Raw genomic sequence first — 11,303 nt, 5'->3', positions numbered from 1 at the left:
AAATCGATCAATCCAAAAAGGGTCATATTGAACGGCGATATCATCGATATCTGGCAGTTCAATAAGAGATACTGGCCCAAGTCGCACATGAAGGTCGTAAAACTGTTGATGGAGTGGGTATCAAAGGGCGTAAAGGTGCATTATATCACCGGTAACCACGACGAGATGCTGCGAAAGTTCGTCGGGTTCAAATTGGGGTCGTTCTCCATTGCCAACAAATTGGTACTCCCCATACACGGAAAAAAGGCATGGCTGTTTCACGGTGATGTTTTCGACGTGACCATGCAACACTCCAAATGGTTGGCAAAGCTCGGGGCGATGGGGTACGATATGTTGATCTTGATCAACAGGGCTGTCAACTTTTGCTATAAAAAAATAGGCAGGGGACCGGTTTCCATGTCCAAAAAAATTAAGAACGGGGTCAAATCGGCGGTCAAGTTCATCAATAATTTTGAGCGAACGGCTACCGATATTGCCATAGAGAACAAATACGACTACGTCATATGCGGCCACATACACCATCCGGAAATCAAGACCATAGAAAATGCGAACGGATCGGTGATCTATCTCAATTCGGGGGACTGGGTAGAGAACCTGACCGCACTGGAATATTATAAAGGCAAATGGTCGTTGTACCGGTACGAAGACGATGTGAAGCTCAAAGCATACGCCATGGATGCCGACGACCCCATAGAAAGTCTTGAAAAGGAAGAACTTTTTCAAAGGATGATGACAGAATTTCAGCATCTTGACCGTCCGGAAGCTAAATATAAAGCATCCTAAAGATAACAATCCGATGAAAGTACTATACGCCATCCAAGGAACGGGCAACGGCCATTTGAGCAGGGCACGTGATATTGTTCCCGTTCTTCAACGGAAGAATATTGATCTCGATATACTGATCAGTGGTACACAAGCGGACATCCGAATACCCTATCCCATAAAATATCAACTGAACGGATGGAGTTTTATATTCGGAAAAACAGGTGGTGTCGATATGTGGCGTACCTATTTGAGGACCAATGCGGCACACCTTCAAAAAGAGGTCAAAAATGTTCCCGTTTCTGATTACGACCTGATTATCAACGATTTTGAGCCGATTTCGGCCTGGGCCTGTAAATTACGGCAGAAACCCTGTATTGCGCTGAGCCATCAGGCCGCATTGCTATCCCCACATACGCCAAGACCCAAAAAAAAGGATGCCTTGGGACAACTGATCCTTAAAAAATATGCGCCTTCTTCGGCGCAGTACGGCTTCCATTTTAAAAAGTATGACAGTACGATGTATACCCCTATCATTCGGCAGGAGGTGCGGAACACGACCAGAACGAAGGGAGACCACTATACGGTGTACCTGCCATCCTATAGCGATGAAAAAATCATGGACATGCTTTCCCCTATTCCGAACGTTTATTGGGATGTTTTTTCCAAACATAACCGAACGAAGTTCTTTTGGAAGAATATGACCTTTCGGCCTATCGAGAATGCCGCTTTCATACAAAGTATGGCCAGTAGCAAGGGCGTTCTGTGCGGTGCGGGCTTCGAGACCCCGGCAGAGGCACTGCACATGCAAAAGAAACTGTTGGTCATACCCATGAAAGGGCAATACGAGCAACAGTGCAACGCCGCCGCCCTTTTGGAAATGGGCGTACCGGTAGTGAAATCGTTAAAAAAGAAACATCTGGACAAAATCAAGGGCTGGGTCGACAGCGATACCAAAGTGGATATATTCTACCCCGATATCACCGAAAATATCATCGATCGCCTGCTCGAGGAAACTTTGGTGAGGCCGATACGTGAATTTCTATAAATGCCCGAAAATTTCGAACCCCCTTTGTTCAATTTAAGGCCTCGTGATTTTGGAAAGGATTTTGTTTGGGGCGTGTCTACGGCAGCCTATCAAATAGAAGGTGCACACGATATTCACGACAAGGGGGTTTCCATCTGGGACAGATTCGTTTCAAAAAAGGGAAATATCTCTCAAGGACAGCATGGCCGAATTGCCTGTGATTTTTACCATCGTTACCAAGAGGATATTCTTCTCATGAAAGCAATGAACATTCCCCATTTTCGCTTTTCGCTATCATGGACCAGGCTACTACCCGATGGTATCGGGAACGTAAGCGAAGAAGGAATCGCCTTTTATAATCGGGTCATCGATTTCTGCTTGGAATATGATATCACGCCTTGGGTTACCCTATACCATTGGGACCTGCCACACGCCCTGGAAAAAAAGGGCGGCTGGACGAACCGTGACATACTGGGCTGGTTCGAGACCTACGTACGGCTTTGTGCGGAAAGTTTCGGCGACCGGGTAAAACATTGGATGATACTCAACGAACCTATGGTCTTTACAGGTGCCGGTTACTTTCTGGGGGTGCATGCCCCGGGCCGAAAAGGCCTGAAAAACTTCTTGCCCGCAGTTCACCATGCGGTACTATGCCAAGCATTGGGGGGAAGGGTATTGCGCGATGCTTTGCCCGATGCGATGATCGGCACCACCTTTTCGTGTTCACGGATATCTTCCTTTACTGACCGTACCAAAGACATTAAGGCCGCCGAAAAAGCGGATGCTTTGCTCAATCGCCTTTTTATAGAACCTAGCTTGGGAATGGGATACCCTACCGAAAGCGTGCCGGTACTTCAAAAAATAGAGAAATATCAAAAGACCGAAGATAGTAAGGACTGTATTTTTGATTTTGATTTTATAGGCATTCAAAATTATACCCGAGAGGTCGTAAGGCACAGTTATACCGTACCTTATCTACACGCCAAAATCGTCAAGGCTAGCCAACGGAACGTAAAGATCACTACAATGGACTGGGAAGTGCACCCGCCAAGTCTATATGCGATGATCGGCAAGTTCAACGCCTACAAAAAAATCAAGAAAATAATTGTCACGGAAAACGGCGCCGCGTTCGAAGATAGACTGCAAAACGGAAAAGTCACCGATTCCGAAAGGACCACGTACATAAAGGCATACCTAGAACAAATTCACAAAGCGCAGAAGGATGGCCTAAAGGTATCCGGCTACTTCGTTTGGTCGTTTACCGACAATTTCGAGTGGGCCGAGGGCTACCGCCCCAGATTCGGACTTGTATATGTCGACTTCGACTCGCAAAAACGAACCGTTAAGGATTCCGGTAAATGGTATGCCTGTTTTTTGGGTTCACAAAATGGCCGATAAACCATCTTTTTTAAATAAATCCGAGAATCTTGTTTTTTGATCATGATAGGGCCCAATCGATTTTTGTTAAGTAAAAGTTACTCAGTCGTAAATAAATCCCTTTATAGGCCCTCATCCGAAGAAACCTTAATATAAGCTTTACCCTACGGGAACATTTTTTAAGGGGCTAATCTATTTCTTTGTATCGAGAACCAACTAGTTACGAACATGAAGAAGTTACTGCCAATTCTTAGCTTTTTATTCAGTCTTTGCGCCGCCCAGGCCCAGACCGGAAATATTCAGGGCACCATATCGGATGAGAACGGAATTTACGTTCCAGGGGCCAATGTTATGATTCCCGCTTTGGGCAAGGGCGCTATATCCGATTTTGACGGCCGGTTTACCTTGGTCGATATTCCAGCGGGTAACTACTCCTTGAAAATCACCTTTTTGGGCTATGCCAACCAAGAACAGGAAGTGACCGTAAATGCCGGTAAAACCCAGTCGCTATCCATTTTTATAAACCCGAAGACCTTAGACCTTGAAGGGGTCGAGGTCACGGCGTACGGATTGGGCGGCCAAGCGAAGGCCCTCAACACCCAACGGACCAATATGAACATCACGAACGTGGTCTCGACGGATCAGATCGGCAAATTTCCCGATGCCAATATCGGTGATGCGGTCAAGCGAATTCCCGGTATTACGATGCAAGTGGATCAGGGCGAGGCGCGGAATATTATCGTCCGCGGATTGTCGCCACAATTGAACTCCGTAACCTTGAACGGCAGCCGTATTCCATCCGCCGAAGGCGATAACCGAAACATACAGATGGATCTGATTCCCGCCGATATGATCCAGACCATTGAGGTCAGCAAGGCGGTAACGCCCGATATGGATGCCGATGCCCTGGGCGGTTCCGTCAATCTGATCACGAGAACTTCCCCTCAGGGTTTTCGGCTTTCGGCAACGGCAGGCTCGGGCATCAATTTTATTACCGACAAGCCGATATGGAACGGTTCTTTTCTTCTGGGGAATAGAAGCGAAAACGGAAAATTCGGTTGGATGCTCGCGGCATCTTATAACGCCAAGGATTTTGGTTCCGACAACGTGGAAGCGGAATGGGCAGATGAGTTCGAATTCAATACCGGTGAGGAGGACGAAGACGGCGAGCCCATTTTAGAGGAAGTCGATGTCGACCCCTATACCAATGTAAACGAACAGCGCACCTATCTGGTACAACGGATCAGACGCAGTTTTTCGGCCAATATAGACTATAAGTTCGACCCCAATAATACTGTTTTTTTGAAGACCATGTACAACTGGCGCGACGACCGCGAAAACCGCTATGTCCTGGAACAGGGAATATTGGATGCCGAAGATTTCGGGATAGACGACTTCACGGTAACCAATGGCGTACCCACCCGTTTTCCCGCAGAAATAAAACGGGAAACAAAGGCAGGTCTTGATGACAATAGAAGTAAAAACAGAAGGTTGGAAGACCAGCGCATGCAGAACTACAGTTTGGGCGGCGACCACCTGTTCGGTTCGCTGAAGATGGATTGGATGGGGGCTTACGCCAAGGCCTCCGAAGAACGCCTTAACGAACGCTATGCCGTATTTGCATCGGAATATTCGGTCATCAACGACAACAATGACCCCGGATTCCCCTTGATGACCGCTGAGAACCCAGCGGATGCCAATGATCTGGGAAATTTTGAATACGACGAGATCACCAACGAGAACCAATATACGGCAGAGGAGGATATCAACGTCTTCATGAATTTCGAACTACCTGCCGATTTCTTTGGAAACGGTGACGGTACTTTAAAATTCGGGGGCAGAGGAAGATTTAAAAGCAAATTTCGGGACAATGTCTTTTTTGAGATTGACTTGGAGGATACCTTTCCGACCCTAGCGGATGTCCCCGTTAAAGACTATACCGATGCCGATTTTTTGGCCGGCAGTCAATATCGTGCGGGCCTATATGCGGATGAGGTATGGCTGGGGCGATTGGACCTGTCAGGCGGCAATTTGGTACAGGACGAGTTTCTGGCCGGCAACTATAATGTTGAAGAAAATGTTTATGCCGGGTATGCGATGTTCGATCAAAAATTGACCGAAAAACTTTCCGTACTCGCCGGGCTACGGCTGGAGAGTACCCAGGTTTCCTCGACCGGAAACTTAGTGGTTTTCGATGATGAGGGTGATTTTGACGCCGAGGCCAGCGACATCACCAACGACGAGAGCAGCTATACCAATATTCTGCCCGGCGTACATTTGAAATATGACATTTCAAACAACACGATTCTACGTTTTGCATGGACGAATACCTTGGCCAGGCCCAATTATGTAGATTTAGTTTCCTTCGTGAACATCGTCAACGAAGACGAAGAGATTCAGGTCGGCAACCCAGATCTGGATGCGACCACCTCGATGAACTTCGACGTGATGGCCGAGCATTATTTTGAAAGCGTCGGACTGATTTCCGGGGGATTGTTCTATAAGGATATAAAGGATTTTACGTTCACTAGCATTTCCGGGATTTCGGATAATACATACGGGGCGGATGCCGTAGGTTACGACCTGTTCCGACCCTTAAATGGGGATGCCGCATCGATATTCGGGGCCGAAATCGCCTTTCAGCGGCGGCTCGATTTCCTTCCCGGATTCGCCAAAAATTTCAGTCTGTATCTTAATTACACCTACATAAGCTCTTCCGCCGACGGAATTACCAATGAAGACGGTGACGTGCGTACCGATATCGACCTGCCCAACACGGCCCCCAATATGTTCAACGGCTCATTGGGCTATGCCGATAAAAAATTTACCGCACGCCTTTCCGCCAATTTTTCCGACGCGTACATCGACGAAATCGGCGGCAACGCCTTTGAGGACAGGTACTATGATACCCAGTTTTTTCTGGATTTCAGTGCCAGTTTTGCGATTACCGATAATTTGAGGGGCTATGCCGACCTGAACAATATCACCGATCAGCCTCTACGCTATTTTCAGGGGATAAAGGCACGCACCCAACAAGTGGAGTTCTACGGTCAGCGTTTGACATTGGGCCTGAAGTACGATCTGTTCAAAAAATAAAGTATTAGCCAACCAATGCACCATGTCGTAAAGACCGTCCAAGAAACTGGGCGGTTTTTGTCTAAATTCACATCCATGAACCAATATCTGGCACCCTTAGTATCCATCTTTATTCTAACCTCGTGCAACCGCAGCAAACTTCCGCCGATAGCACCCGATGTGATCACCGAAAACACCCTGAACGATACCGATGATCCGGCCATTTGGATCAACCCCGACGATGCCTCCCAAAGTATCGTCTTCGGAACGGACAAAGAAACCAACGGTGCCATCTACGCTTTCGACCTAGACGGAAAGATCATCGAAGAAAAAACCATCCGAAATATCAAAAGACCCAATAACGTCGATGTGGAATACGGTTTTCGCCTGAACGATTCCACTACAACTGATATTCTGGCCTTTACCGAACGCGAACGTAAACAAGTACGTATCTTTTCCGTACCCGATATGAAACCCTTAGATGGTGGAGGATTTCCCGTTTTTCAAGATGAGACCGATTCGGAATTTCAATTTCCCATGGGAATAGGTCTTTACAAATCACCTAAGGATTCAGAAATCTATGCGATTGTCGGTCGAAAATCGGGGCCTGTTGAAAATTATCTGTACCAATACAAAATAACAAGTCAATCCGCACAGCCGGTTAGGCGCGAGCAGCCCGTAAGGTTGGGGGAGTCAACCCAGTCACCGAATTTCCCGAATTCGGTGAAGTTTGAACTTGTACGGAAATTTGGAAAATTCAGTGGTGAAAAAGAAATCGAGGCCCTCGCAATAGACGATGAAAACGGATTCGTCTACTATTCCGATGAAGGGGTGTGTATCAGAAAATACCATGCGGAACCCGGTAAGGGCGATACCGAGATCTCCTGTTTTGGTGGAGACTATTTTCTTGATGACATAGAGGGCATTGCCTTGGCTCTTTACCCAAACGGAGAGGGCTATCTGATCGTTTCGAACCAGCAGCTGGGCGAATTTAATATTTTTTCAAGAAAGGATAATTCCTTTATCAAGGCCGTAAACCTGACCACCTTTGAAACCGATGGCTGTGAAGCGGTAACCGTTCCCTTGAACACCACCTTCCCCAACGGCCTTTTCGTGGCCATGAACGACGAAAGGAATTTTTATTTTTATGATTTGGGGAAGGTAGTGCCTGAACGGGAATGATTTAATTGGAATCTTGTGAAAATCTTTTTTCCGAAAAGTATTGAGAGCTTTGCAGTATGCCGAATTATTTTTGTGAGAGCTGACGAATTTTAATTTTTGTCCTAAAAAAACGTTCGTTTTAACATGCCCTAAAAAACTAACGTTTCACGAACTTCTTTACTCGGCATTAACCCTGCATGAATGGAGTGCTAACCGTTGTGACCCATAAACATTCAACTACATCGTAAGCTATCCACTTGAAAAGTTAGCAAAAATAAATTGATTACTAGTCAAGCAAAGAGAGCATTAACTGGACGGTAGATAGTAATTCTTTTCTGTCGTGCCGTATCTTGGAAATCACCTTGATTCCATTGTAGTGGATAAATAGCATCGAGGCCATTGCTTTGGGGTCTATATTTTTGTTGACTTCCCCTTTTTTAATGCCAGTTTGAATGTAATCCTCGAACAGGCCTTCTATGGTTTCTTTATTGAGGGCCAAAGAATCGCAGATTTTGGTATTACCGGGCAGGAGTTCCGTAGCGGTGTTGACCACAAAACAACCTAACCCTTTATTTTCAATTGTTTCATCAATAGCAATTTCAAACAGTTTGCTCGTATGCCCTTCTAGGCCTACTATTTAAAACTTATGTATTCGTCTGTCCGTGTCAGTAATACACCGGTTAATAAAAAGGTTATTTAGGGTCTGCTGATTTTCATGTTGCCTAAAGTTGCTTTGGCATGGCAATTTCGGGCATTTTCCGGTCGACCCCGTCAATAGTTGCGAGAAGCCCCGTAAAAACACTTCCAGGGGGCGGCAAAGATTTCCTGGGAGGGCCCCTATCCCAGACAGGGCACTGAAAATGGCGTTAAGGTCCCGACCCTCAGCCCAAATATTTGGCTTGTTGAAGAGGGCCTATGGAAGATAAAGAAAATCGTGGTAATTGGAAAGCAACGTTCCATACCTCAGGGGCGTCCGCATTTTTACATCTGAAAGACCCAAAGGATAAAAAGACTTTGAATCTGGTACAGGATAAATTGGAAGGTTTGCAGGAAAACTACAAAAAGTTGTTTAGGGTAATGAATTGGGAAGAACTGGATCGCATCGGCGCGGATCACAACGCCGTGTTAGCCTTGGCCCTCTTTATGCAAACAGTAGTTGGCCTTGGGATTAAGATTGCGGCTGAGGCCAAGGAGCAATTTCTTGTAAGATACCTGTTGCCGAATCAAAATCCTTGAGCGCAGGCCGAAAACAATAAAACCGGAACTAAGTCCGGTTTTATTTACTGGCATATTCAATAAGGGGTAAGAACGTACCGACAACTACGGCACACAAATATAGGCAGCCGATTCTTTCTCGAAGTTATGACCGTTTGATCAAAACGTTATCAATTTCAGCGAAAATCGTGTTAGGTCGGAAGGTAAAAAATTGCCTTTATAAAGGAAGCGCAAAAGCGTCTGAAAATCTTCTAAAACAAAAAAACCGATGTCCCCATCGGCTTATAAACTTAACTGACTCAAATAAGTAAGAACGTATGCCGGATAGTGCACTGCAAATATTAAAATTTTGATCGGTTTCGAGGTTATCCCATAATTAGGAGAATATTAAGTTATCGGGGGGAACTGAAAACTCCCCTATACCCATTATACATCAAAGGGTGTGGGTTTTGAAAACCTATCCTAATAGACTACCTTCCAATAATCTACGTATTCAACACCGCATTCTTACCCTCAAAAACCAGATAGTTTTCCGAGTCAATGGTATCTACAAATCGGTATGAGGCCGTTGCCGAACCGCTTGTGAACCCAGCCATGACATAACCCCTGCGCGATGCATCGAAATACTTCAGGTTATCGATCAATAGGGTAAACGCCCTTTCGATGCCCATAATGGTATCTGGGTCGTCGCCGAACAGCCCTTCAAAGCCGGGGGAGGTCACGGAGGAACAGGCGAATTCCTCTCCTATTTTGTTTCCACCGCTATCCAATAGGTCGTTGTTCCATGCGTTGTGCGTATCGCCGGCAAGTACCACCGTATTCTTTCCTTTCAATAGGGAGAATAGCCTTTCGCGCTCTACGGGATAACCGTCCCAGGCATCCAAATTGTAGGGCAATACACTGTTGATACGGGATAGTTCCGCATTGGTCAATGTGGGGTCGTTTTGCAAGGCCCTTGTCTTTAAAACGGATAACTCGGTAATCAACTGCAACAGCTGTTGAAAGGTTTCGGGCGTGGCATTTCCAGAGGCGATCGCGCCAATGGACAACAGAAGTTCGGCGGGAACAAACATTTTGCCCATCAACACCTGCTGCCCGATAACCTGCCATGATGCACCACTACCTCCTATCGTACTGCTGGCCCATGATAGTTGTTCGGGGCCCAAAAGGTTTCTCGAAGGGTCGCCAATGGCCTGTGAGAATGCAGCTACGTCAAGATTGCCGTCGGCCCTAAAGTAATCGGAAAAGCTCAACTGCTTGTCACGCCCGATGATTCTGGTGTCCAACATGACGAGGTTCACCAAGTTTCCGAACTCGAAATTGCGGTAGATAATGGCGCCGTTATCGGTACGTATCGGCAAATATTCGCCGTGTACCCGGATTGCCCGGTTCTTTCGCTGCTGATAATTACCCTCATCTTCATCGTGGTTCTCGGCGCCTGTCTTATAGGCATCGTTGGTAATCTCATGATCGTCCCAGACCACGATAAAGGGTTTTTTTTGGTGGGCCAGTTGCAGACCCTCGTCGGTGCGGTATTGACGGTAGCGCATGCGATAATCCTCCAAACTTAAAATCTCCGTTTTTGGGTCGTGTACGCGGTTCAGGGCCTCTGTATTATGGTTAGTACCATAATCGCCCTCTCCATATTCGTAAATATAATCGCCCAGATGTACGACCACATCGGCATCGCTGTGGGCGATGGCGTCATAGACGTTGAAGAGCCCTGCGGGAAAGTTACTACAGGAGCAGATCGCCAATTTAAGGCTATCGAGCGATGCCCCGGCCTGAGGGAGGGTAATGGTTTCGCCAATTACCGATTCGGCCCTAAGTTCTTCTTGAACGAACCGATAAAAAATAGTTGCTTTCGGCCGCAAGACCGGTGACGTCTTCGATAATCGTAAAGTCATTGGCAGCGGAACCGACGGTAACACCTTCCGCCGCTATCCTATGAAAACCGAAATCGGTAGCGACCTGCCATTTCACCCTGATTTCTTTGTGGATTTCCGTTTCGGTCGGTGTAAAACGGGTCCAGATGATAACTGCGCTATCCGTCGGGTCAAAACTGCCAACTCCATGCAAAAATCTGGGGATATTGTCTTTTCCGCCACCGCCCAAAAGTGGAAAATCGTCATCCTTGCAGGCCAAAAGCTGCGAACTCAATATAATGCCCCCGGAGGCTAAAATGGATTTGGCCAAAAAGGCCCTGCGCGATGTAATTTCTCGTTTCATAACAATGCTTTAAAAGTTTTGATGAAACTAATGCCCGAACGTTCTTTTTGGGTTAGGGGAATATTATAAAGTATTTATGTTTTACCGGGATATGTTAAGAAAACAAAAAACGCCCCCACAAAACTGTCAGGGCGGTTCTTTGTCTTTTAAGGTAACGTTACACTACTTGTCCCAACCTTTCCAAGTCTCTATTGCATCGACCGCCTCGTTGGTATAATCGGTAAACACGCCGTCGACCCCCGCGTCGAAAAACAGATGGTATTCGGCCTCCGGGTCTCCGCCGCTCCATTTTTCATCCTCGTTTCTAAAGGTGTACGGGTGTACCTGCAAGTCATATTTGTGCGCCAAGTCAATGAAATCGGTTGCGGGCAAAACGGTAATCGTTCCTGACGCATCCGTTTCAAAGGGGATGATAAAAGGCTTCCACGGGCCGATACCATCGGCATAGGATGCCGTA

Annotated in this window: 10 protein-coding genes; 6 read left to right on the top strand and 4 right to left on the bottom strand. The window is 46.6% G+C overall.

Annotated features, from left to right (window positions below; translation table 11 throughout):
* The 5 genes from ACEW8S_RS13285 to ACEW8S_RS13265 all read left to right on the top strand — a co-directional run.
* The coding region (locus ACEW8S_RS13285) for a UDP-2,3-diacylglucosamine diphosphatase (RefSeq protein WP_373518626.1) at positions 1-783 on the top strand (783 nt) is incomplete at its 5' end.
* Positions 784-796: 13 nt separating this feature from the next.
* Positions 797-1,810, top strand: a complete 1,014-nt coding sequence (locus ACEW8S_RS13280) for a glycosyltransferase family protein (protein WP_373518625.1) — start codon at positions 797-799, stop codon at positions 1,808-1,810.
* A complete protein-coding gene (locus tag ACEW8S_RS13275; protein WP_373518624.1) occupies positions 1,811-3,187 on the top strand; it encodes a GH1 family beta-glucosidase in 1,377 nt (458 codons plus the stop codon).
* 207 nt (positions 3,188-3,394) lie between these two features.
* Positions 3,395-6,262 carry a TonB-dependent receptor gene (locus ACEW8S_RS13270; RefSeq protein WP_373518623.1) on the top strand — a complete coding sequence of 956 codons (2,868 nt, stop codon included), beginning with the start codon at positions 3,395-3,397 and terminating at the stop codon, positions 6,260-6,262.
* 75 nt (positions 6,263-6,337) lie between these two features.
* The gene (locus ACEW8S_RS13265) at positions 6,338-7,423 is read left to right on the top strand and encodes a phytase (protein WP_373518622.1); all 1,086 of its coding nucleotides are present in this window, start codon (positions 6,338-6,340) and stop codon (positions 7,421-7,423) included.
* Positions 7,424-7,688: 265 nt separating this feature from the next.
* Here ACEW8S_RS13265 and ACEW8S_RS13260 read toward each other — a convergent pair whose 3' ends face one another.
* The gene (locus ACEW8S_RS13260; protein ID WP_373518621.1) at positions 7,689-7,955 is read right to left on the bottom strand and encodes a TetR family transcriptional regulator C-terminal domain-containing protein; all 267 of its coding nucleotides are present in this window, start codon (positions 7,953-7,955) and stop codon (positions 7,689-7,691) included.
* Between the two features lie 362 nt (positions 7,956-8,317).
* On the opposite strand from ACEW8S_RS13260, the gene ACEW8S_RS13255 reads away from it, so the two are divergent.
* The gene (locus ACEW8S_RS13255) at positions 8,318-8,638 is read left to right on the top strand and encodes a hypothetical protein (protein WP_373518620.1); all 321 of its coding nucleotides are present in this window, start codon (positions 8,318-8,320) and stop codon (positions 8,636-8,638) included.
* A gap of 464 nt (positions 8,639-9,102) precedes the next feature.
* On the opposite strand, the gene ACEW8S_RS13250 is transcribed toward ACEW8S_RS13255, so the two are convergent.
* From ACEW8S_RS13250 to ACEW8S_RS13240, 3 genes are all read right to left on the bottom strand, one after another.
* A complete protein-coding gene (locus ACEW8S_RS13250) occupies positions 9,103-10,491 on the bottom strand; it encodes an alkaline phosphatase (RefSeq protein ID WP_373518619.1) in 1,389 nt (462 codons plus the stop codon).
* Entirely contained in the window at positions 10,442-10,846 is a 405-nt protein-coding gene (locus ACEW8S_RS13245) for a PhoD-like phosphatase N-terminal domain-containing protein (protein ID WP_373518618.1), read from the bottom strand. Before ACEW8S_RS13245 ends, ACEW8S_RS13250 begins: the two co-directional genes overlap by 50 nt.
* A 162-nt stretch (positions 10,847-11,008) precedes the next feature.
* On the bottom strand, positions 11,009-11,303 hold a 295-nt coding region (locus ACEW8S_RS13240), incomplete at its 5' end, for a glycerophosphodiester phosphodiesterase family protein (RefSeq protein ID WP_373518617.1).

Source organism: Pricia sp. (assembly GCF_041745955.1).
GTDB lineage: Bacteria > Bacteroidota > Bacteroidia > Flavobacteriales > Flavobacteriaceae > Pricia.
The sequence above is the reverse complement of the archived record's forward strand: the minus strand, read 5'-3'. Positions and strand labels throughout refer to the sequence as shown.

Coding starts and splice junctions, on each gene's coding strand:
- ACEW8S_RS13280 (WP_373518625.1), top strand. CDS start 797: ATGAAAGTACTATACGCCATCCAAGGAACGGGCAACGGCCATTTGAGC.
- ACEW8S_RS13275 (WP_373518624.1), top strand. CDS start 1,811: ATGCCCGAAAATTTCGAACCCCCTTTGTTCAATTTAAGGCCTCGTGAT.
- ACEW8S_RS13270 (WP_373518623.1), top strand. CDS start 3,395: ATGAAGAAGTTACTGCCAATTCTTAGCTTTTTATTCAGTCTTTGCGCC.
- ACEW8S_RS13265 (WP_373518622.1), top strand. CDS start 6,338: ATGAACCAATATCTGGCACCCTTAGTATCCATCTTTATTCTAACCTCG.
- ACEW8S_RS13255 (WP_373518620.1), top strand. CDS start 8,318: ATGGAAGATAAAGAAAATCGTGGTAATTGGAAAGCAACGTTCCATACC.
- ACEW8S_RS13245 (WP_373518618.1), bottom strand. CDS start 10,846: ATGAAACGAGAAATTACATCGCGCAGGGCCTTTTTGGCCAAATCCATT.